Source organism: Serratia sp. 121840015-1, assembly GCF_053627655.1.
Map to the genome: position 1 here is coordinate 115,874 of NZ_JBSEYF010000003.1, position 22,871 is coordinate 138,744.

The 22,871-nt window shown below is 61.4% G+C and carries 17 protein-coding genes; 10 read left to right on the forward strand and 7 right to left on the reverse strand.

The features are described 5' to 3' along the window. Nucleotides 1-30 precede the first annotated feature (30 nt). Entirely contained in the window at nucleotides 31-3,282 is a 3,252-nt protein-coding gene (gene sbcC, locus ACUXAC_RS16855; protein ID WP_387443426.1) for an exonuclease subunit SbcC, read from the reverse strand. Beyond that, the gene (gene sbcD, locus ACUXAC_RS16860; RefSeq protein WP_060440586.1) at nucleotides 3,279-4,511 is read right to left on the reverse strand and encodes an exonuclease subunit SbcD; all 1,233 of its coding nucleotides are present in this window, start codon (nucleotides 4,509-4,511) and stop codon (nucleotides 3,279-3,281) included. The genes sbcC and sbcD overlap by 4 nt, the downstream gene beginning before the upstream one ends. A 215-nt stretch (nucleotides 4,512-4,726) precedes the next feature. On the opposite strand from sbcD, the gene phoB reads away from it, so the two are divergent. From phoB to proY, 5 genes are all read left to right on the forward strand, one after another. Next, complete coding sequence (gene phoB, locus ACUXAC_RS16865; protein ID WP_004940438.1) at nucleotides 4,727-5,416, forward strand: phosphate response regulator transcription factor PhoB; 690 nt, start codon at nucleotides 4,727-4,729, stop codon at nucleotides 5,414-5,416. A gap of 24 nt (nucleotides 5,417-5,440) precedes the next feature. Continuing rightward, complete coding sequence (phoR, locus tag ACUXAC_RS16870) at nucleotides 5,441-6,757, forward strand: phosphate regulon sensor histidine kinase PhoR (RefSeq protein ID WP_004940434.1); 1,317 nt, start codon at nucleotides 5,441-5,443, stop codon at nucleotides 6,755-6,757. 14 nt (nucleotides 6,758-6,771) lie between these two features. Beyond that, nucleotides 6,772-7,734 carry a PstS family phosphate ABC transporter substrate-binding protein gene (locus ACUXAC_RS16875; protein WP_049199839.1) on the forward strand — a complete coding sequence of 321 codons (963 nt, stop codon included), beginning with the start codon at nucleotides 6,772-6,774 and terminating at the stop codon, nucleotides 7,732-7,734. A 485-nt stretch (nucleotides 7,735-8,219) separates the two neighbouring features. Then, complete coding sequence (gene brnQ / locus ACUXAC_RS16880) at nucleotides 8,220-9,536, forward strand: branched-chain amino acid transport system II carrier protein (protein ID WP_038873241.1); 1,317 nt, start codon at nucleotides 8,220-8,222, stop codon at nucleotides 9,534-9,536. A 73-nt stretch (nucleotides 9,537-9,609) separates the two neighbouring features. Next, entirely contained in the window at nucleotides 9,610-11,016 is a 1,407-nt protein-coding gene (proY, locus tag ACUXAC_RS16885; protein ID WP_019454218.1) for a proline-specific permease ProY, read from the forward strand. A gap of 32 nt (nucleotides 11,017-11,048) precedes the next feature. Here proY and ACUXAC_RS16890 read toward each other — a convergent pair whose 3' ends face one another. Then, a complete protein-coding gene (locus ACUXAC_RS16890; RefSeq protein ID WP_038873243.1) occupies nucleotides 11,049-11,312 on the reverse strand; it encodes a hypothetical protein in 264 nt (87 codons plus the stop codon). A gap of 132 nt (nucleotides 11,313-11,444) precedes the next feature. Continuing rightward, nucleotides 11,445-12,701: a mechanosensitive ion channel family protein gene (locus tag ACUXAC_RS16895; RefSeq protein WP_454266789.1), complete on the reverse strand. Its 1,257-nt coding sequence runs from the start codon at nucleotides 12,699-12,701 to the stop codon at nucleotides 11,445-11,447. A 247-nt stretch (nucleotides 12,702-12,948) separates the two neighbouring features. Here ACUXAC_RS16895 and malZ point away from each other — a divergent pair, with 247 nt between their 5' ends. Continuing rightward, entirely contained in the window at nucleotides 12,949-14,772 is a 1,824-nt protein-coding gene (malZ, locus tag ACUXAC_RS16900; protein ID WP_060423330.1) for a maltodextrin glucosidase, read from the forward strand. 53 nt (nucleotides 14,773-14,825) lie between these two features. Here the strand turns inward: malZ and ggt are convergent, their stop codons facing one another. The 3 genes from ggt to ACUXAC_RS16915 form a co-directional block, all read right to left on the reverse strand. Next, entirely contained in the window at nucleotides 14,826-16,589 is a 1,764-nt protein-coding gene (gene ggt, locus ACUXAC_RS16905) for a gamma-glutamyltransferase (RefSeq protein ID WP_060423334.1), read from the reverse strand. Nucleotides 16,590-16,823: 234 nt separating this feature from the next. Beyond that, on the reverse strand, nucleotides 16,824-17,426 hold the full coding sequence (locus ACUXAC_RS16910; RefSeq protein ID WP_019454212.1) for a peroxiredoxin C: 603 nt from the start codon (nucleotides 17,424-17,426) through the stop codon (nucleotides 16,824-16,826). 229 nt (nucleotides 17,427-17,655) lie between these two features. Next, entirely contained in the window at nucleotides 17,656-18,237 is a 582-nt protein-coding gene (locus ACUXAC_RS16915) for an ACP phosphodiesterase (RefSeq protein WP_046688353.1), read from the reverse strand. 120 nt (nucleotides 18,238-18,357) lie between these two features. On the opposite strand from ACUXAC_RS16915, the gene queA reads away from it, so the two are divergent. The 4 genes from queA to secD all read left to right on the forward strand — a co-directional run bounded on the left by queA (nucleotide 18,358) and on the right by secD (nucleotide 22,863). After that, entirely contained in the window at nucleotides 18,358-19,428 is a 1,071-nt protein-coding gene (gene queA, locus ACUXAC_RS16920) for a tRNA preQ1(34) S-adenosylmethionine ribosyltransferase-isomerase QueA (RefSeq protein WP_016928878.1), read from the forward strand. Between the two features lie 72 nt (nucleotides 19,429-19,500). Continuing rightward, nucleotides 19,501-20,625, forward strand: a complete 1,125-nt coding sequence (tgt, locus tag ACUXAC_RS16925; RefSeq protein WP_033647322.1) for a tRNA guanosine(34) transglycosylase Tgt — start codon at nucleotides 19,501-19,503, stop codon at nucleotides 20,623-20,625. A gap of 33 nt (nucleotides 20,626-20,658) precedes the next feature. Continuing rightward, nucleotides 20,659-20,991 (forward strand): preprotein translocase subunit YajC, encoded by a 333-nt coding sequence (gene yajC, locus ACUXAC_RS16930; RefSeq protein ID WP_004940391.1) that lies wholly within the window; start codon nucleotides 20,659-20,661, stop codon nucleotides 20,989-20,991. Between the two features lie 24 nt (nucleotides 20,992-21,015). Then, nucleotides 21,016-22,863 carry a protein translocase subunit SecD gene (gene secD, locus ACUXAC_RS16935; RefSeq protein ID WP_071845295.1) on the forward strand — a complete coding sequence of 616 codons (1,848 nt, stop codon included), beginning with the start codon at nucleotides 21,016-21,018 and terminating at the stop codon, nucleotides 22,861-22,863. Nucleotides 22,864-22,871 lie beyond the last annotated feature (8 nt).

Below are 22,871 nucleotides of genomic sequence, written 5' to 3' on the forward strand. Positions count from 1 at the left end.
GGTCACACTTCTGTGCCGCGCACGGCGGGATCATTCCAGCCTGAAGTGCGCCTCCAGCCGGCTGACGCCGAGCCCGTTGACCTTTTTCACTTTGATCTGCACCGGAATGCGCTCTTTCATCGCCTCGACGTGGCTGATCACGCCAATGGTTTTACCGGAAGCATTCAGGCTGTCCAGCGCGTCCAGCGCGGTATCGAGGGTTTCGGCGTCCAGCGTGCCGAAGCCTTCGTCGAGGAACAGCGAGTCGATGCTGGTTTTGTGGCTGACCAGATCGGACAACGCCAGCGCCAGCGCCAGGCTGACCAGGAAGCTCTCGCCGCCGGACAGGGTACGGGTATCGCGCAGCGCGTCGGCCTGCCAGGTGTCCACCACCTGCAGCTCCAACGCGTCGCTGGTTTTGCGCTGCAGCAGGTAGCGCCCGTGCAGCCGGCCGAGCTGAAGGTTGGCCAGATAAACCAGATGATCGAGCGTCAGCCCCTGCGCGAAGCGGCGGAACTTGTCGCCTTCTTTCGAGCCGATCAGCTGGTTGAGGTAGCTCCAGTCGTCGTAGTCTTGCTGGCTGCGGGCGATTTGCTCGAACAGCGCCTGTTGATTGAGACGGCGGGCGGCGTCGCTTTCCAGCTGGTTGCGCAGCTCGCCCTGGCTCAGCTGCAGCGCCTTCAACTGCTGTGCCAGCTCGGCCAACGATTGGGTGAGTGCGTCGAGATCCGCGTTGGCTTCATCCACCCCTTCCGGGCGGTTCTGCCGATGCTGCTCCAGCGTTTGCGTTGCCTGAGCCAGCAGGGCCGCAGCCTCTACCTGCCGCTGCTGCAGCTGCTCTTTGCGCTGCTGCAATTCGCGGCGCAGGGCGTCGTCCAGGAGCGCGGCGGCGAAGGCAGTTTCATCGGCGAATTCGCTGTCGGCCAGCGCCTGCTGCCATTGCTGCTCCGCCTGCTGCAGCCGTTCCTGCATTTGGGTGTGCTGTTGTTGCAACCCGGCCTGCTGGCCGGCCAGGCGCTCGCGCAGTTCCTGCGCCTTTTGCCACTGCTCGGCGGCCTGCAAGCTGGCCTGTTCACAGGCGGTTTGTTTGGCGCGCAGCTGTTCCCGCACCTCGGCGACTCGCTGTTCGCCGAACAGCGCCAGCCGCTGCGCGCGCCGCTCGGCGAGGGTCTTCTCGCCTTCCTGCCAGCGTTGAAGCAGGTCTTGCTGCTGTTGCAGGCTGTCGGCGTGGGTTTTCTGCAGCAGCGTAAAGCGCTCTTCGAGCAGCGCCAGCTGTTGCTGCGCCTGCTGCTGCTGCGTTTGCAGAGCGGCGAGCGCGTCTTTTGCCTGTTGCACCGCCTGCGCCGCCTGTTCATGCTGCTGCAGCGCGTGCTGCCCGCGCCGCTCTTCGTCGTCGCAGCCGCTCAGCCAGGCGCTGAGTTGCTCGCCCTCCGCCAGGGTAAAGTCGAATGCCAGCGGCGCGCTGAGCTGCTGCCATTGCTGCTGTTGGGCAGCCAGCTGCTGCTCATCCTGCGCGATAGCCTGCTGCTGGCGTTGTTGCTGCTCTTGCAGGCCTTCACAGCGGGTGCGCAGCTCGGTGCCCTGGGTTTGCAGTTTCTCGGCGAGGGTGCGCATCTCAACCAAGCGTTGTTCCGTCGCCGAAGGCTGCACGGCCTGATATTGCTCCACCGCCGGATGGCTGGTGGAGCCGCACAGCGGGCAGGGTGCGCCGCTCTGCAACAGGGCGCGCTCCGCTTCCAGGCTGACGATGCGTTTTTCCAGCTCGTGGATCCGCTCCACTTCCTGCAGCTGCGCCTTGTGCTGTTTGAATTGCTGACGCGCGTTCTCCAGCTGGTGTTGCAGCCCGGCGAGCTGCGTTTGCCGCTCGGCGTGCTCTGCCTGTTGCCGGGCCAGACGCTCGCGGGTCTGACGGTAAAGGGAAGCGAGCGTGAATAACTGCTGGCGCGTCGGGCGCAGATCCGCCAGGGCGCTCAGGCGCTGGCGCAGCGGGGCCAGCGGGGTTTGCGCCTCCAGCGCCTGCTGCCGTTGCCGTTGAGCGGCCAGCGCTTCGGTCAGCGCGTTCAACTGCTGCTGATGCTGTGCGGCCTGCGCCGTCAGTTGGCTGCGCTGGGCGGTGAGCTGCTCCAGTGCGGTCTGCTGCTGGGCGCACTGCTGCGCGGCGGCATCGCCGGCCTGTCGCCGCTCGGCCTGCGTCGATTGCAGTTGGGCGATCTGATGGTCGAGCGGGGCGACCTGGTCATCGATCAGCTGTTGCTGCTGCCGCATATGCTCGGCATGGGCTTGCTGCGCCAGACGGGCCTTTTCCACCGCCTGCTGCAGCGGCGCCAGCTGTGCCGAGTGCTGCTCCTGTTGCTGCGTCAGCTGGGCTGCCTGCTGTTGTATCGTCTGCAGCTCGACGCGGCAGCGATCGCGTTCGCCGCGCAGCGGCCGCAATTTCTCGGCCGGTTCGCTCAGCGCCAGCCGCTGCAGCTGCGGGGCGGCCTCGGCCTGCTCGCGCTGGGCGGTTTCCAGCCGCCGTTGCCCCTCGTTTTGCTGTTGCTGGAGGCGCTGCCATTGCTGCAACCAGCTCAGCGCCTGTTGCTGTTGCTGGGTTTGCTTGCCGAGAGCGCTTTCCTGCGCGCTCAGCGCCGTCAGCCGTTCAGTCAGGGAGTGGCGCTGTTCATCGCTCAGCAGCTCGATGCCGCTGGCGCGCTGGTGCAACGCATCCAGGTCGGTTTTGGCCTGCTTGTGGGATTCGAACACCTGTTCGGACAGCCGCCCGTAGATTTCGGTGCCGGTCAGCTCTTCCAACAGCTCGGCGCGATCGTTGGCGTCGGCGTTGAGGAACGCGGCGAACTGCCCCTGAGACAGCATCATCGATTTGGTGAAGCGGCCGAAGTCCAGCCCGGTGATGGCGGCGGTGATCTCCAGCTTATCGCGCACTTTATCCGCCAGGATCTTGCCGTCCTCGCGCCGCGCCAGTTCGACCTTCGGCGCCTGCAGATTGCCGTCCGGCGCGTTTTTGGCGCGGCGCTGGCTCCAGAAGGCGCGATAGCCGACGCCCTTGACCTCGAATTCGACCTCCGCCAGCGATTCGGCGGTGTGGCGGGTCATCAGTTCATTCTGGCTCGGCGTGACGTTGAGACGCGGCGTCTGGTGGTACAGCGCCAGGCAGATGGCGTCCAGCAGGGTGGTTTTGCCCGCGCCGGTCGGGCCGGTAATGGCGAACAGGCCGTTGCTGGCGAACGGCTCGGCGGTGAAGTCAATTTTCCACTCGCCCTGCAGCGAGTTGAGGTTTTTTAACCGCAGGCTGAGGATCTTCATGGGTGGGTCTCCTCAGGATTGTGCTGCACCGCATCGACCACCTGGCGGAACAGTTGATGCATCCGCCGTTGGCGCGCTTCGGGCATGTCGGCCTCCTGCGCCAGGCGCCGTTCGAACACCTCGTTGACGCTCAGCTCGTTCAGCGTTTCCTTGTCCTGCTGCGCGATCGCCTGGCGGCGTTGCTCCTTGCTGCGCCGCAGCAGCACCACTTCCACCGGCAGCTCATCCGCCATCAGCTGGATACGGCGCTGGATATCGCTGAGGTAGTCCTGCGTCGCCACTTCGATATCCAGCCACACCGGCAGCTCGCCGGCATAGTCGGCAAATTGCTGCAGCTGCCGTTCGATCTCGGCCAGATCGCCTTTGATCAGCTGCATGGGCTGGAACTGCGGGATCGTTAACGCTTCTACCTGCTGCAGGGCACCGTCGGTGAAATCCACTAGGAAGACGCTTTTGGCTTTGCCCAGTTCATCGAAGCTGAGCGGAATCGGTGAGCCGCTATAGCGAATATGTTCCGACTTGGCGACGTTCTGCGCGCGGTGAATGTGGCCCAGCGCGATGTAATCGGCAGGGGGGAAGGCCTGCGCCGGGAAGGCGTCCAGGGTGCCGATATAGATGTCGCGCACCGAGTCGGAGGTGGTGACGCCGACGGTGGTCAGGTGGCCGGTGGCGACGATCGGCAGCGGCAGGCCCAGCTGCTCGCGGCGTTCGCAGGCCGCCTGATACAGCGCTTGGTAATGTTCGGCAATGGCTTCCTGCAGCGCCTGCTGTTTCTGCGCGCCGGATTCGCCGGCGCGGCTGGTGAGCAGATCGCGCGGCCGCAGAAAAGGAATGGCGCACAGCACGGCGCCCGGCTGGCCGTCGCGCCGGTTAAGCACCACGATCTGCTGCTCAAGGGAGCCCTGCGCACTCGCGATCACCGTGGTGTTCAGGCAAGAGAGCAGTTCCCGCGATTCGTTCAGCGTCGCTACCGAGTCGTGGTTGCCGCCCAACACCACCAGTTGGCAGCCGGTGCGCTGCAGTTCCACCACGAAGCGGTTGTACAGCTCGCGGGCGTAGCTGGGCGGCGAGCCGGTATCGAATAGGTCCCCGGCGACGATCAGCGCATCCACCTGCTGCTGCTCGATCTGTTCGATCAGCCAGTTCAGAAAAGCCTGGTGCTCGGCGGCGCGGCTTTTGGTGAAAAAGTACTGGCCAAGATGCCAGTCAGAGGTGTGGATCAGGCGCATGACACTCCCGGATGCAAAGGTAATGGCGATGATTATAAAGGCCGCGGCGGCGCCTGTCCCGGCGCAATGGCGACGACTACGGAATGATTTTTCTTTGCACCGGGAAATAATCGCTATGCTTACTGCCTATAACAGCCGCTTTTTTTCATAAAAGTGTCACAAAACTGACGCATAATGGCGCCCGCAAAGTCGCTAACACATTGGCAGGATTGACGATGGCAAGACGCATACTGGTGGTGGAAGACGAAGCGCCGATCCGTGAGATGGTGTGCTTTGTGTTGGAACAGAATGGTTACCAACCGTTGGAAGCCGAGGATTATGACAGCGCCGTGACGCGCCTGTCTGAGCCGTTCCCTGATTTGGTGTTGCTCGACTGGATGTTGCCCGGCGGTTCCGGCATTCAGTTTATCAAACATATGAAGCGCGAAGCGCTGACCCGCGATATTCCGGTCATGATGCTGACCGCGCGCGGCGAAGAGGAAGACCGCGTGCGCGGCCTGGAAGTGGGGGCGGATGATTATATCACCAAGCCGTTCTCGCCCAAGGAGCTGGTGGCGCGCATCAAGGCGGTCATGCGCCGCATTTCACCGATGGCGGTGGAAGAAGTGATTGAAATGCAAGGGCTGAGCCTGGATCCGTCCTCCCACCGCGTGATGGCTAACGATCAGGCGTTGGACATGGGGCCGACCGAGTTCAAGCTGCTGCACTTCTTTATGACCCACCCAGAGCGGGTTTATAGCCGTGAGCAGTTGCTTAATCACGTCTGGGGCACTAACGTTTATGTGGAAGACCGTACCGTTGACGTGCATATCCGTCGGCTCCGCAAGGCGTTAGAAACCAGTGGGCATGATAAAATGGTTCAAACCGTTCGGGGCACCGGCTACCGGTTCTCAACGCGCTACTGATCGCGCCGCGCTGGAGAATATGTCGTGTTAGAACGTCTGTCGTGGAAGAGGCTGGCTCTGGAGCTGGCTCTTTTTTGTCTGCCCGCCTTACTGCTGGGGCTGATTTTCGGTTATCTGCCCTGGTTCCTGCTGGCCTCCGCGCTGGCTGCGCTGGTGTGGAATTTCTACAACCAGCTCAAACTTTCCCATTGGCTGTGGATCGACCGCAGCATGACGCCGCCGCCCGGCCGCTGGAGCTGGGAGCCGCTGTTCTATGGCCTGTATCAGATGCAGCAGCGCAATCGCCGCCGCCGGCGTGAGCTGGCGCTGCTGATCAAGCGCTTTCGCAGCGGGGCCGAATCGCTGCCTGATGCGGTGGTGATGACCACCGTCGAAGGCAATATCTTCTGGTGTAATGGGCTGGCGCAGCATCTGCTCGGCTTTCGCTGGCCGGAAGACAACGGCCAGCACATCCTCAACCTGCTGCGCTATCCGGAATTCAGCCACTACCTGCAACAGCAGGAGTTCTCGCGCCCGCTGACGCTGCAGCTGAACAATGAACACTACGTCGAATTCCGCGTAATGCCTTACTCCGAAGGGCAGCTGCTGATGGTGGCGCGCGACGTCACCCAGATGCGCCAGCTGGAGGGCGCGCGGCGCAACTTCTTCGCCAACGTCAGCCATGAGCTGCGCACGCCGCTGACGGTGCTGCAGGGCTACCTGGAGATGATGGGCGATGAAGAGCAGGACGGCTCGCTGCGCAGCAAGGCACTCAGCACCATGCAAGAGCAGACTCGCCGGATGGACGGGCTGGTCAAGCAGCTGCTGACGCTGTCGCGCATTGAGGCGGCGCCCAATGTCGACATGAACGAGCGGGTAGATATCCCGCTGATGCTGCGGGTGTTGCAGCGCGAGGCGCAGTCGCTGAGCGGTGGCAATCACGAGATCACCTTCCGGGTTAACGAACAGCTCAACGTGTTCGGTAATGAAGACCAGTTGCGCAGCGCGGTGTCTAACCTGGTGTACAACGCGGTCAACCACACGCCGAAGGGCACCCATATCGAAGTGAGCTGGCAGCAGACGGCGCACGGCGCGCAGTTCCAGGTCAGCGATAACGGGCCGGGCATCGCCGCCGAACACCTTCCGCGCCTGACCGAGCGTTTTTACCGCGTCGACAAGGCACGTTCGCGCCAAACCGGCGGCAGCGGGCTGGGGCTGGCGATCGTCAAACACGCGCTCAGCCATCACGACGCGCGGCTGGAGATCCTCAGCGAGCCGGGGATCGGCACGCGCTTTATCTTTACCTTACCCAACCGGTTGATTGTTCCCGCCGCTTTATCAGAGAATGCGGTGAAAAATTAACGCGAGACACCGGTATGACCCGAATAACCCGAGGGCTGTTGCTTTGCCTGGCGCTGCTGGCCGGACGCGGCGCGCTGGCGCAGCCCGATGGCATGTTGGCGGGCAACCTGTCCAGCGTCGGCTCCGACACCCTGGCGAATCTGATGGCGTTGTGGGCGCAGGATTTCAGCCGGCATTACCCCAACGTTAACCTGCAGATCCAGGCCGCCGGCTCGTCGACCGCGCCGACCGCGTTGGCGGCGGGCGCCGCGCAGCTGGGCCCGATGAGCCGGCCGATGAAGGCGGCTGAGGTTTCGGCGTTCGAACACCGTTACGGCTATGCGCCGCTGGCGGTGCCGGTGGCGGTGGATGCGCTGGTGGTGTTGGTGCATCAGGACAACCCGCTGCGTGGCCTCAATCTGCAGCAGCTCGATCGCATTTTCTCCGCCACCCGGCGCTGCGGTGAGAGCAAACCGCTGACGCGCTGGGGCGAGCTGGGGCTCAGCGGCGATTGGGCGACGCGCTCGCTGCAGCGCTTCGGCCGCAACTCGGCTTCGGGCACCTACGGCTATTTCAAACTGCGCGCGCTGTGCGGCGGCGATTTTATGCCGCGCGTCAATGAGCTGCCCGGCTCGGCCTCGGTGGTGCAGGCGGTGGCCGGTTCGCTCAACGGCATCGGCTATGCCAGCATCGGCTTTCGCGCCAGCGGCGTGCGGCTGCTGCCGTTGGCGGAGTCGGGAGAGGACTATGTCGCACCTACCGCCGCCAACGTGCGCAACGATCGCTACCCGCTGTCGCGCTATCTCTATATCTACATCAACAAAGCCCCCAATCAACCGCTCGAGCCGCTGACCGCCGCGTTCCTCGACCGCGTGCTGTCGACCGCAGGGCAGAGCCTGGTCAATCACGACGGCTATCTGCCGCTGCCGCCGGCCGCCCTGCAGAAGACCCGCCAGGCGCTCGGCTTGCAGCCGCTCGCGTCGGCTACGGTGCAATAAGCGGCAAAAAGCGGCGTAATTTTCGCCTTTTTTCACGGCCAAACGGAGCTTATGCCACGCGAAAACCGGGCATTTATTGGCGTTTTCGCGCGGTAAAGTGATATATGCTTCACGTTTCGTGAATCTGTTGTTCAAAAATGATACAAATCATGTAGTGTATATTTATTGATAGCCAATATGATCGACTGGTGGCAAAAGTTTATATGGTCGATAGCTCTGCTTTTCGCCGTGCGCCTTGCCTTGAAGCGCTATAAACGTTTACCTTAGCCTTCGTTGTCGGATTAAACCTCCATTTTTATAACTCCTAAAATTTTGCCCATCTTCATGAGCGGCCACTTTCGAATAGGGACATAAACGCCGGATCTATTGCGTTTAGGGTGCTTATTTGGCGCTGCAACGATCGGGCATGCCGGCAACCGGGTGGGGCGTCACGCCACCACGCTATCGGACACTATTTTTCATTTGAACAGGCAACACGACATCGTATGAGTCATCGTTTAACGTCAAAAGATATCCTGGCACTGGGCTTTATGACCTTTGCCTTATTCGTCGGGGCCGGGAACATCATCTTCCCGCCGATGGTCGGCTTGCAGTCCGGTGAACACGTCTGGACCGCGGCGCTGGGCTTCCTGATCACCGCCGTCGGTCTGCCGGTCATCACCGTCATCGCGCTGGCGCGCGTCGGCGGCGGCATCGACGCCCTCAGCTCACCGATCGGCCGTGGCGCCGGCCTGCTGCTGGCGACCGTCTGCTACCTGGCCGTCGGCCCGCTGTTCGCCACGCCGCGTACCGCCACCGTGTCCTTTGAAGTGGGTATCGCCCCGCTGACCGGCGACGGCGCCATGCCGCTGTTCATCTACAGCCTGGTGTACTTCGCGCTGGTGATCGGCATCTCCCTGTATCCGGGCCGCTTGCTCGACACCGTCGGCCACGTGCTGGCACCGCTGAAGATAGTGGCGCTGGCCGTATTGGGCATCGCCGCGTTGCTGTGGCCTGCCGGCGCGCCGATCCCGGCGACGGCGGCTTACCAGAGCGTGCCTTTCTCCTCCGGCTTCGTTAACGGCTATCTGACCATGGATACGCTGGGTGCGCTGGTATTCGGCATCGTTATCGTCAACGCGGCGCGCTCGCGCGGCGTGAAAGACGCCGGTCTGTTGACCCGTTACACCATTCTGGCCGGTTTGATCGCCGGCGTGGGCCTGACGCTGGTTTACCTGAGCCTGTTCAAGCTGGGCTCCGGCAGCGGCGCGCTGGTGCCTGACGCCACCAACGGTGCGGTGATCCTGCACGCTTACGTTCAGAACACCTTCGGCGGCCTGGGCAGCTTCTTCCTGGCGGCGCTGATCTTCATCGCCTGTATGGTGACCGCAGTCGGCCTGACCTGCGCCTGCGCCGAGTTCTTCGCGCAATACCTGCCGTTCTCGTACAAGACGCTGGTATTTATCCTGGGCCTGTTCTCGATGGTGGTGTCCAACCTCGGCCTGAGCCACCTGATCCAGATCTCCATTCCGGTGCTGACCGCGATTTATCCGCCGTGCATCGTGCTGGTGGTGCTGAGCTTCACCCTGCGTTGGTGGCACAGCGCGCCGCGCATCATCGCGCCGGTGATGCTTGTCAGCCTGTTGTTTGGTATCCTTGACGCGGTGAAAGCCTCCAGTTTCCAGCAGCTGCTGCCGGCCTGGACCACTCACCTGCCGCTGGCGGAGCAGGGGTTGGCATGGTTGCCGCCTTCGCTGCTGATGCTGGTGCTGGTCGCGATTTATGATCGGGTGTGCACGCGTTCCCAAGTGACCGCGCACTGATAATTCCCCGGCTTAATCCAGGGCCACGGACATGTCCGTGGCTTTTTTACGTTTAAAACTATGGGTCATCTTCATGCAACAACAGTCACCCACCACTGCCCCCGACAATAAGCTGAAACGCGGCCTCAGTACGCGTCATATCCGCTTTATGGCGCTGGGATCGGCCATCGGCACCGGGTTGTTCTACGGCTCGGCGGACGCCATCAAAATGGCCGGCCCGAGCGTGCTGCTGGCTTACCTGATCGGCGGCATCGTGGCCTTTATCATCATGCGCGCCCTGGGGGAGATGTCGGTCAACAACCCGCAGGCCAGCTCGTTTTCCCGCTACGCGCAGGACTACCTCGGCCCGATGGCGGGTTACATCACCGGCTGGACCTACTGCTTTGAAATCCTGATCGTCGCCATCGCCGACGTGACCGCCTTCGGCATCTATATGGGGGTCTGGTTCCCGGAAGTGCCGCACTGGATCTGGGTGCTGAGCGTGGTGCTGATCATCGGCGCCATCAACCTGATGAGCGTCAAGGTATTCGGTGAGCTGGAGTTCTGGTTCTCGTTCTTCAAGGTCGCCACCATCATCATCATGATCGCGGCCGGCATCGGCATCATCATCTGGGGCATCGGCAACGGCGGGCAACCGACCGGCATTCATAACCTGTGGTCGAACGGCGGTTTCTTCAGCAACGGCTTTATCGGCATGATCCTGTCGCTGCAGCTGGTGATGTTCGCTTACGGCGGCATTGAAATCATCGGCATCACCGCCGGCGAAGCCAAAGATCCGAAAAAATCGATTCCTAAAGCCATCAACTCGGTGCCGTGGCGCATTCTGGTGTTTTACGTCGGCACGCTGTTCGTCATTATGTCTATCTACCCATGGAACCAGGTGGGCACCAACGGCAGCCCGTTCGTGCTGACCTTCCAGCATATGGGCATCACCGTGGCGGCGGGCATTCTCAACTTCGTGGTGATCACCGCTTCGCTGTCGGCGATCAACAGCGACGTGTTCGGCGTCGGTCGCATGCTGCACGGCATGGCCGAGCAGGGCCACGCGCCGAAGATGTTCAGCAAGGTGTCGAAACGCGGCATTCCCTGGGTGACGGTGGTGGTGATGATGCTGGCGCTGCTGCTGGCGGTATACCTCAACTACATCATGCCGGAGAGCGTGTTCCTGGTGATCGCGTCCCTGGCGACCTTCGCCACCGTGTGGGTGTGGATCATGATCCTGTTCTCCCAAATCGCCTTCCGCCGCAGCCTGAGCAAAGAGCAGGTGAAGCAGCTGGCGTTCCCGCTGCGCGGTGGGGTGTTCACCTCGGTGGTGGCGATCGTGTTCCTGGTGTTCATCATCGGCCTGATCGGCTACTTCCCGACCACGCGCGTCTCGCTGTACGCCGGCCTGGTCTGGGTGGTATTGCTGCTGGCGGGATACTGGTTCAAGGTCAACCATCAGAAAAAACGCGCGCCGCTGGCGACGCAGCAAGACTAAATGGAAAAACACCGGCTGAGGCCGGTGTTTTTTTAGCGTTTGTCTTCCACTTCATCCTCCCCGGCGGCGCGCGCTTCGATACGCATGTCGCCGCCGTTAAGGCGTTCTTCCTCTTCCTCGCCGGCGCAGCGCGCCAGCACTTCGCGAATGTCCTGCATGTTGCTGCTGAGGGCGCTCAGCGAAGGTTGCAGATTGCGGGGCATGCGGCTTTCGTCCAGCGAAGCGCTGTGCAGGCAGCCGATAAACAGCAGGGTGGCCATCAGGGTAAACAGCCGATGACGTAACCGTTTCAGCAAGGGCTTTCCCTCTCGGTGGTGAAGGTGATGGCGCATTAACGCCGTTTTCGCCGGGGAAAAGAAGGGGATGGAGATATCTGCTGGCAATTGAAAGAACATCATTACCAGCAGACACAGTTACGTCAGCCGACGTCAGGAAGCGTTCGCGTTCTGTAGCAGCATGCCGCGCAGGTCATTGCCGGTTGGCGTCTGGTGCACGCGCAGGCCGAACTCGTCGATCACCGCCAGAATATGGTCGAAAATATCCGCCTGAATGCTTTCGTACTCCGCCCAGACCGTGGTGTTGGTGAAGGCGTAGATTTCCAGCGGCAGGCCTTCCGGCGTCGGCGCCAGCTGGCGCACCATCAGCGTCATGTTCTGGTGAATGCGCGGGTGAGCGCGCAGATAGGCTTCCAGATAGGCGCGCAGCGTGCCGAGGTTGGTCAGGCGGCGGCCGTTGAGCGGCGAGGCCAGATCGACGGCGATCTCCTGGTTGTGCTGGCTCAGCTCCTGGGTCTTGACGTTCAGGTAGCTGTGCAGCAGCGGGTTGCGCTGCAGGCGGCGCTGTTCCTCTTCCGACAGGAAGTGCACGCTGCCGGTGTCGATATTCAGGCTGCGCTTGATGCGCCGCCCGCCGGATTCCGACATCGACCGCCAGTTTTTGAACGAGTCGGAGATCAGCGCGTAGGTGGGAATGGTGGTGACGGTGTTGTCCCAGTTACGCACTTTGACCGTGGTCAGGCCGATGTCGGTGACCGCGCCGTCGGCGCCATATTTCGGCATTTCCAGCCAGTCGCCGATCTTCAGCATATCGTTGGCGGAGAGCTGAATGCCGGCCACCAGCCCGAGGATCGGATCCTTGAACACCAACATCAAGACCGCGGTCATGGCACCCAGGCCGCTGAGCAGCAGCAGCGGCGATTTGCCCATCAGCAACGAAACGATCATGATGCCGATCAGGATCGCCGCCACCAGTTTCAGGCCCTGGAAAATGCCGCGCAGCGGCAGCTGATTGGAGATCGAACTTTGGCGCAGCAGCGCCAGCAGCGTATCCAGCAGCGAGAACAGCGACAGCAGGGTGAAGGCGAGGATCCACACCTGCGCGCCGGTGACGATCACCGCCTGGGTCTGGCTGCCGCTCTGCAACCACAGCGTCGCCTGGATGCTGATGATCACCCCTTGCAGCAGCAGCGCCACGCGCTGGAACAGTTTGTATTGGGTGATGGCCTGTTGCCAGACGCGCTGCGATTGCTGGCCACGGCGCTGAAGGGCGGCCAGCACCACCCGGTGCAGCACCAGGTGGATCGCGACCGAGATCAGGACAATCAACCCCAATACCATCAACAGCGACATCACTCCGCCGAATTCCAAACCAAACTGTTCCAGCCAGCGCGTTATCTGTTGTTGCATTACCGCTCCTTAAAAAATGCGCAAAAAATATCCTGTAAACTTAAAACGCGTTAGCCTAAGGGGTAACGTGCAGGATTTGTGCCTGTTTACCTTTTTTTACATCGGGTTAGCGTTATTTTTCGGTCTCCGCCCCCCGGCTCATCCCCGGGTTTTGCGGCCAGAGAGGAGGGGGAGTTGCACTTAACGTGGCATTGTTCGCTTCTTGAAGAACGCCGTCGATTTCGTTTGGTACAGCAGGAGAAACAGTATGCTTAACGCCTGGCATCAACCGGTCCCGCCTTTTGTGGTGAAGCAAGGGCAACGTTTGGATATCACGCTGTGGTTACAGGGGGATGAACTGCCGGAACGGGTGTTTTTGCGCGCCGAACCGGACAACGAAGAGTGGCTGCTGGTGATGAAAGCGCAGCGCCACGAGGGAATGCGGCGCTACCAGGCCAGCCTGACGCTGAATGAGGGCGAGCCGACGCGGCGTTACTGCTTCAAGCTGCTGTGGGCCGATCGCCAGCAGTGGTTCGGCCCGCAGGGCTGGTCGCCAACGCCGCCGGGCCAGCTGGCGCAGTTCGCCGTCGACGAGCCCGACCATGGCCCCGAGTGGGTGGCGGATCAGCTGTTCTACCAGATTTTCCCCGATCGCTTCGCCAGCAGCGGCGGCGAGCACGGCATCCAAAGCGGCAGCTACCGCCATCACGCGGCCGGCGCCGAGGTGATTCGGCGTGACTGGCAGCACCCGTTGGAGGATCGCCACGCCGCCTCGACCTTTTACGGCGGCGATCTGGACGGCATCAGCGCCAAACTGCCGTATTTGCAGCAGCTGGGCGTGACGGCGCTGTATCTGAACCCGATTTTTACCGCGCCGAGCGTGCATAAGTACGATACCGAGGACTATTACCAGGTCGATCCGCACTTTGGCGGCAACGCGGCGCTGCAGCGTTTGCGAGTGAGCACTCACAAGGTGGGCATGAAACTGGTGCTGGACGGGGTATTCAACCACACCGGAGACTCGCATCCGTGGTTCGACCGCCATCGCCAGGGCGAAAACGGCGCCTGTCACCACCCTGATTCACCGTATCGCGGCTGGTTCAACTTTTACCCGGACGGCCGCGCGCTCGACTGGAAGGGCAACGCCAGCCTGCCGAAGCTCAACTTCGCCGAGCCGCAGGTGGCGGAAGCGATCTATCGCGGGGAAGGCAGCGTGGTGCGCCACTGGCTGCGCCCGCCGTACAGCATCGACGGTTGGCGGCTGGACGTGGTGCATATGCTGGGGGAGAACGGCGGCGCCACCGGCAACCTGCACCACCTGGCTGGCATCTATCAGGCGGTGAAGCAGGAGAACCCGCAGGCCTACGTCTTGGGCGAGCACTTCGGCGATGCGCGCCGCTGGCTGCACGCCGGCGTGGAGGATGCGGCGATGAACTACATGGGGTTCGCGCTGCCGGTGCGGGCATTTTTGGCGGGGCTGGACGTGGCCTATCACCCGGTGCGGCTGGACGCCGCCGGGTGCGCGCAGTGGATGGACGGTTACCGCGCCGGGCTGCCGCACGGCCGCCAGCTGATCCAGTTCAACCAGTTGGACAGCCACGATACCGCGCGTTTTCTCACGCTGTTGCAGGGGAACGCGGCGCGCATGCAGATGGCAGCGGTGTGGTTGCTGAGCTGGATTGGCGTGCCTTGTCTCTACTACGGCGATGAGATTGGTCTGGACGGCGGCAACGATCCGTTCTGCCGCAAGCCGTTCCCGTGGGACGTCGGCGACTGGGACCGGCCGCTGTTGGCGCTGTTCCAGCGCATGGCGGCGCTGCGTAAACAGAGCGTGGCATTGCGTCGCGGCGGCTGTCAGGTGCTGTATGCCAGCGGAGAAACGCTGGTGTTCGTGCGTCTGTATCAGCAGGAGCAGGTGCTGGTGGCGCTGCAGCGCGACGGCAGCGGCCAGGCGCAGCTGCCGCACAACCCGCTGTTGGCGCGCGGTCCGTGGCGGCGTGTGGAAGGGCGGGGAGAGTTGAGCGAAACGGCAGGCGGGCTGCGCCTGCAGCTGGCGGAAGAGTCGGCCACCGTGTGGCGCTGCGAAGGCTAAAGCAACTGCGGGGGCCAAAGGGCCCCCGCGATAAAAGTGAGTAGGCGTTTACATCAGTAACCGACCGCAGAACCTGCCGGGCGACGCACGTCGTTGGCGCCGTACAGATAGCCTTCGCGCACCTTGCCGGAAACCGCCGAGTCGTTGCCGGAGTTGGCCGGGCTGACGCCCGCCGCGCCCGGCAAACCGACCAGAATCAGTTCGGCGGCGCCCCACGGCGTTTGCTCGACCATCTTATAGCCCATGCCGCTCAGCAGCTTCAGCGTATCGGCGGAAACGCCGCGCTGTTCGTAGTACACCTCATCCGGCAACCATTGGTGATGGATGCGCGGTGCGTCCACCGCTTCCTGCGGCGCCATGCCGTGGTCGATCACGTTCAACGCGGTCTGCAGGGTGATGGTGATGATGCGCGAACCGCCCGGTGAGCCCAGTACCATAAAGATCTTGTTGTCCTTGGTCACCAGAGTCGGGCTCATCGACGATAGTGGGCGCTTACCGGGGGCAATGCTGTTGGCTGTGCCCTGCACCAGTCCGTACAGGTTTTTCTCGCCCACTTTGACCGTAAAGTCGTCCATCTCGTCGTTGAGGAAGAAGCCGGTGCCCGGTGCGATCACCACGGCGCCGAAGCGGCCGTTGACGGTATAGGTGGTGGAGACGGCGTTGCCATCGTGATCGACGATCGAATAGTGGGTGGTTTCCGGTTTTTCATGCGGTTCCATGCCGGGCTGCACGTTTTCCGACGGCGTGGCCTTGTCTGCGACGATTTTCTTGCGGATCTGCTCGGCGTAGCTCTTGCTCACCAGCCGGTCGATCGGGTTCTTGATGAATTCCGGGTCGCCGAGGTAGGTGTTGCGGTCCATGTAGGCATGACGCATCGCTTCGGTCATGGTGTGAATGGCCGCCGCCGAGTTGAAGCCCATGCTTTTCAGGTCGTAGCCTTCCACCACGTTGAGGATTTCGCACAGCGTCACGCCGCCGGAGCTGGGAGGCGGCGCCGACACGAACTTGTAGCCGCGATAGCTGCAGGTAATCGGCGGCGTTTCGGTGACCTTGTAATTGGCGAAGTCGGCGGCGGTCAATATGCCGCCGCTCTGTTTGGCCGCCGCCTCCACCGCCTGCGGGATCTTGCCTTTATAGAAGGCGTCGGTTCCCCCTTTGGCGATGGCTTCCAGCGTATTGGCCAGATCGGTTTGCACCAGCTTGTCCCCCGGCTGCAGCGGGCTGCCGTCCGGGCGCAGGAAGATTTTGGCCGACTCGGGATCCTGTTTGAAGCGTGCGACGGTGGTGTCGAGGATATCGGTATCGGCGCGGGTCAGCACAAAGCCTTCGCGCGCCAGCCTGATGGCCGGCGCCAGCACCTGTTCGCGGCTCAGCTTGCCGTACTTCTCACGCGCGGTTTCCATCCCCAGCACGGTGCCCGGCACGCCCGCCGCCAGATAGCCGTACAGGCTGGCGTCTTTCTTTACCTTGCCGTCGGCATCCAGATACATGTTGGCGCTGGCCGCCGCCGGCGCGGTTTCACGGAAGTTGATGAAGGTGTCGGTGCCGTCCGCCAGGTGGACGGTCATAAAGCCGCCGCCGCCGATGTTGCCGCAGCAGGGGTTAACCACCGCCTGCGCATAGCCCACCGCCACGGCGGCGTCGATGGCGTTGCCGCCCATCTTCAGGATATCCACGCCGACCTGCGAGGCCAGGTGTTGCGAGGTGACCACCATGCCGTTTTTGGCTTCCACCGCCGGGTTGGATGCCGCATACAGGCTGCCGCTGACCAGCAGCGCCGCCATGGTCAGGGGTTTGCTCCATTTCTGTAAAAACATAGTTATTCCTACCCTGTCAGTTTTTTATTGTGTTGTGTTTGCTTGCCGCTGTTCACTTGCAAAGCGCGAGCCAGCGTTATTGATAGTAGCCGCAGATGGGCGTGCGCGCGGCGAGCAGGGTGGGAAATGTGAGCGGAAACAGGGAAATAAAGCACTGAAGGTGGGCGGTCTGCCCCATAAAGGGGCATAAAAAAACCGGCCGCGTGGGCCGGTTGATTCACTATCAGGCTGAAATTACAGCTTGGCAGCGTTTTCAGACAGGTATTTTGCAACGCCGTCTGGGGAAGCGCCCATACCTGCTTTGCCTTTTTCCCACTGAGCCGGGCACACTTCACCGTGCTCTTCGTGGAATTGCAGCGCGTCAACGGTACGGATCATTTCGTCGATGTTACGGCCGATTGGCAGGTCGTTAACAACCTGAGCACGCACGATGCCGTCTTTGTCGATCAGGAAGGAGCCGCGCAGCGCAACGCCGGCTTCCGGGTGTTCGATGCCGTAAGCTTTCTGGATTTCACGCTTGATGTCAGCAACCATTGCGTATTTCACTTCACCGATGCCGCCTTTGTCGACAGGGGTTTTACGCCATGCGTTGTGGACGAACTCTGAGTCGAAGGAAACGCCAACCACTTCAACGCCACGCTTCTGGAACTCTTCATAGCGGTGATCGAAAGCGATCAGCTCGGAAGGGCATACGAAGGTGAAGTCCATTGGCCAGAAGAACAGCACGGCCGGTTTGCCGTTCAGGTGCTTCTTCAGGTTGAAGTTTTCAACGATTTCGCCGCTACCCAGTACGGCAGCTGCAGTGAAGTCAGGGGCTTGACGAGTTACCAGGACCATAATTACTCCTGTAATAGGTGTTAAAGGGTGGATGTAAAAACAAGGGCCAGTATAGGGGCCGCGACTTGGTGAATAAAGGGTAAAAGACCAATCGATGAGATAGCTTTCACCTATCAAAGTCGTTGATATAATTTAGCGAGCTTTAAAAATAACCTTTTCCCACAAAAGGGCAAGCGGCAAAACGTAAATTCTTGCAAGGCGTTGCAATTTCAATGGCTTGGGCTTGACCTCAGAGCGCTTTGTCCTTCGCCTGCCGCATCATTTGCGGGTAAAACTGCCAGAACTGTGTTTCAAGCTGATGATAATGTTGCTCGACGTCGGCGAACGAGCCGGCCAGCGCATCGAGGCGCGGGCGGCGGCTGGCCATGCCCTGCAGCACCCGGGCGATGAACGGCAATTCGGCGTAGCGCTCCAGCCAGCGTTCCGGCCACAGGTAGCCGTTCAGGTTTTGAAAGCGCGGCGGCGTGAGTGGCAGAAAAGGTTCGATCTGGCTGCGGGCTTCCTGGGTAAACTGGTGCAGGTCGCGCGAAGGCTCCAGCTGCTGCCAGTGGCGCGCCAGAAAATGGTCCCACACCACGTCGAGGGTGATCGGCGCCACGCGGCGGTAGGGGGCGCTGAAATAGTCGCGGCTGGCTTTGACCTGCGGCAGGCTGTCGGTCAGCACGTCGACGCGGCGGTGCATCATGATGCCGGCCACCACGTCGGGCTGGTAGTCGGCGGCGGGGTTGCCGCGCACGAAATCGGCCAGCAGGTTGCCCAGCAGCGAGCTGTCCGCCAGCATGGCCAGGTGAAGATGAGCGAGAAAATTCATCCCTCAACTATACCCGAAGTCAGGCAAATCCTCCTTATTTCTTGCCGCTGACCGCCCCCGGCTTTAGACTAGGCCGCCTGTTTTTTACCAACCAGCCCTAAATTGAAGAAGTGAATACCCATGCGCGTCGCTGATTTTTCGTTTGAACTTCCCGAATCCCTGATTGCCCACTATCCCCAGGCCGAACGCAGCGCATGCCGCCTGCTGCAGCTGGACGGGCCGAGCGGGGCGCTGACGCACGGCGTATTCACCGATCTGCTGGATAAGCTGGAAGCCGGCGACCTGCTGGTGTTCAACAATACCCGCGTGATCCCGGCGCGCATGTTCGGCCGCAAGGTCAGTGGCGGCAAGATTGAAGTGCTGGTGGAGCGCGTGCTGGACGACCATCGCGTGCTGGCGCACGTGCGCGCGTCGAAAGCGCCGAAGCCGGGCGCCGAGCTGCTGTTGGGGGATGACGAGAGCATCGCCGCCACCATGGTAGCGCGCCACGAGACGCTGTTCGAGCTGCGCTTCAACGACGAGCGCGACGTGTTCACTATCCTCAACGCCGCCGGCCATATGCCGCTGCCGCCTTATATCGCCCGCCCGGATGAAGACGCGGACCGCGAGCTGTATCAGACGGTCTACAGCGAGAAACCCGGCGCGGTCGCCGCGCCGACCGCCGGCCTGCACTTCGACGAACCGCTGCTGGCGGCGCTGCGCGCCAAGGGCGTGGAAATGGCGTTCGTGACGCTGCACGTCGGCGCCGGCACCTTCCAGCCGGTGCGCGTGGAAACCATCGAAGATCACGTGATGCACGCCGAATACGCCGAAGTGCCGCAGGACGTGGTCGATGCGGTGCTGGCCTGCAAGGCGCGCGGCAAACGCGTCGTGGCGGTGGGCACCACCTCGGTGCGCTCGCTGGAAAGCGCCGCGGCGGCCAGCAAAGAGGCGCTGATTGCGCCGTTCTTCGGCGATACCAGCATCTTTATCTATCCGGGCTATCACTATCAGGTGATCGACGCGCTGGTGACCAATTTCCACCTGCCGGAGTCGACCCTGATCATGCTGGTGTCGGCCTTCGCCGGCTATAAAAATACCATGAACGCCTATCAGCAGGCGGTGGCCGAGCAGTATCGCTTTTTCAGCTACGGCGATGCGATGTTCATCAGCCGTAACCCGCAGGCGGAAAACGAGTCCGTCGGCGGTTAATTTCCCGGGCTGCGCCCACGGCGCGGCCCCGTTTCAACGACATCAGACTGTTTCTCTGATGCTGGAGGCTTTGTGAAGTACGAACTACAAACTACCGATGGCCGCGCGCGTCGCGGCCGCCTGATCTTCGACCGCGGCGTGGTGGAAACCCCGGCCTTTATGCCGGTCGGTACCTACGGCACGGTCAAGGGCATGACGCCGGAAGAAGTGAAAGAGACCGGCGCACAGATCCTGCTGGGCAACACCTTCCACCTGTGGCTGCGCCCGGGCCAGGAGATCATGAAACTGCACGGCGATCTGCACGACTTCATGCAGTGGCATGGGCCGATCCTTACCGATTCCGGCGGTTTCCAGGTATTCAGCCTGGGGGCGATGCGCAAGATCAAAGAGGAAGGCGTGTACTTCCGCAACCCGATCAACGGCGACAAGGTGTTCCTGAGCCCGGAAAAATCGATGGAAATCCAGTATGACCTGGGTTCCGACATCGTGATGATCTTCGACGAATGTACGCCGTATCCGGCCGACTGGGACTACGCCAAGCGTTCGATGGAAATGTCGCTGCGCTGGGCGGAGCGCAGCCGCAAGCGTTTCGACGAGCTGGAAAATAAAAACGCGCTGTTCGGCATCATTCAGGGCGGTGTTTACGAAGATTTACGTGATGTTTCCGTCAAAGGGCTGGTGGATATCGGCTTTGACGGGTACGCTGTGGGCGGCTTGGCTGTAGGCGAGCCGAAAGAGGATATGCATCGCATTCTTGAACACGTTTGCCCGCAAATTCCGGAAGATAAGCCACGCTATTTGATGGGCGTCGGCAAGCCGGAAGATTTGGTGGAAGGCGTGCGTCGCGGCATCGACATGTTCGACTGCGTCATGCCGACCCGCAACGCCCGCAACGGCCATCTGTTCGTGACTGACGGTGTGGTAAAAATCCGTAATGCCAAGCACAAGGATGATACTTCTCCGCTGGATAAGGACTGTGATTGCTACACGTGTCGCCATTACAGCCGCGCCTACTTGCACCATCTCGACCGTTGCAACGAAATATTGGGTGCTCGACTGAACACGATTCATAACCTGCGTCACTACCAGCGCCTCATGGCGGGTTTACGCCAGGCTATCGAAGAGGGTAAATTAGAGCAGTTTGTTGCGGATTTCTATGGTCGGATCGGCAAGCCGATTCCGCCTTTAAACGCTTGATCTAATAATTGATAACTTAATGAGGGAATTTCAATGAGCTTTTTCATTTCTGACGCCGTCGCATCCGCAGGGGCCCCGGCTCAGGGAAGCCCGTACTCTCTGATCATTATGCTGGTGGTGTTCGGCCTGATCTTCTACTTCATGATCCTGCGCCCACAGCAGAAGCGCGCTAAAGATCACAAGAAGCTGATGGACTCCATCGGTAAAGGCGACGAAGTGCTGACCACCGGCGGCCTGATCGGTCGCGTGACCAAAGTGGCCGACACCGGCATCATCGCCATCGCGCTGAACGACACCACGGAAGTGATGATCAAGCGTGATTTCGTGGCGGCCGTTCTGCCGAAAGGTACCATGAAGGCCCTGTAATCTTTTTTCCCGAAGGGAATTGCCGTGCTAAACCGTTATCCTTTGTGGAAGTATCTGATGTTGATCGTCGTGATCCTCGTCGGTCTGCTTTATGCGCTTCCCAACATCTACGGTGAGGATCCGGCCGTACAAATCACTGGCGCGCGCGGCGTCGCCGCCAGTGAAACTACGCTGGACCAGGTCCGTACCGTATTAGAAAAAGACAACATCGCGAGCAAGTCGATTGCGCTGGAAAATGGCGCCATCCTGGCTCGCTTTAAAGATCCTGACGTTCAGCTGCGCGCCCGCGAAGCGCTGGTGACCGAGCTGGGTGACAAATTCGTCGTGGCGCTGAACCTGGCGCCGGCCACGCCGACCTGGCTGGCCATGCTGGGCGCAGAGCCGATGAAACTCGGCCTGGACCTGCGCGGCGGCGTGCACTTCCTGATGGAAGTGGACATGGACACCGCGCTGAGTAAGCTGCAGGAACAGACCATGGATACCCTGCGCAGCGAGCTGCGTGAGAAGGGCATTCCTTACGCGTCTATCCGCAAGCTGGACAACAACGGCGTGGAAGTTCGCTTCCGTGACGATGCGGCTCGCGACCAGGCCATCAGCTACATCGGCCCGCGTCAGCGCGATCTGGTGCTGTCCGCCAACGGCGCCAACACCATGAAAGCCAGCCTGACGGACGCCCGTCTGAGCGAAGCGCGCGAATACGCCGTCCAGCAGAACATCACTATCCTGCGTAACCGCGTCAACCAGCTCGGCGTCGCCGAACCGCTGGTGCAGCGCCAGGGCGCCGACCGCATCGTGGTCGAGCTGCCGGGCATTCAGGACACCGCGCGCGCCAAAGAAATTCTGGGCGCCACCGCGACCCTGGAATTCCGTCTGGTGAACACCAATGCGGACGCCACTGCGGCGGCCAACGGCCGCGTGCCGGGCGACTCCGAGGTGAAATACACCCGTGACGGCCAGCCGATCGTGCTGTACAAGCGCGTGATCCTGACCGGTGACCACATCACCGACTCTACCTCGAGCACCGACGAATACAACCAGCCGCAGGTTAACATCTCGCTGGACAGCGCCGGCGGCACGTCCATGTCCAACTTCACCAAGGATAACATCGGTAAGCCGATGGCGACCCTGTTCGTGGAGTATAAGGACAGCGGCAAGAAAGACGCCAACGGCCGTGCGGTGCTGGTGAAACAGGAAGAAGTGATCAACGTGGCGAACATTCAGTCGCGTCTGGGCAACAGCTTCCGCATCACCGGTATCGGCAACCCGAACGAAGCGCGTCAGCTTTCGCTGCTGCTGCGTGCGGGCGCGCTGATCGCGCCGATTCAGATCGTCGAAGAGCGCACCATCGGTCCAACCCTGGGTCAGCAGAACATTACCCAAGGTCTGGAAGCCTGTCTGTGGGGCCTGGTGGCGTCCATCGTCTTCATGGTGGTCTGGTACCGTAAGTTCGGCGTGATCGCCACCACGGCGCTGGTCGCCAACCTGGTGCTGATCGTCGGCGTGATGTCCCTGTTGCCAGGGGCGACGCTGACCATGCCGGGCATTGCCGGGATCGTGTTGACGCTGGCGGTGGCGGTTGACGCCAACGTACTGATTAACGAACGTATCAAGGAAGAGCTGAAGAACGGCAGGTCCGTTCAGCAGGCGATCCATGAAGGCTATAAAGGCGCGTTCTCCAGTATCGTCGACGCCAACATCACCACGCTGATCACCGCGGTCATCCTGTACGCAGTGGGCACCGGTTCGATCAAAGGCTTTGCGATCACCACCGCTATCGGTGTGGCGACGTCCATGTTCACCGCGATTGTCGGTACCCGTGCCATCGTCAACCTGCTTTACGGCGGCAAACGCATTAACAAGCTGTCTATCTGAGGAGTGCG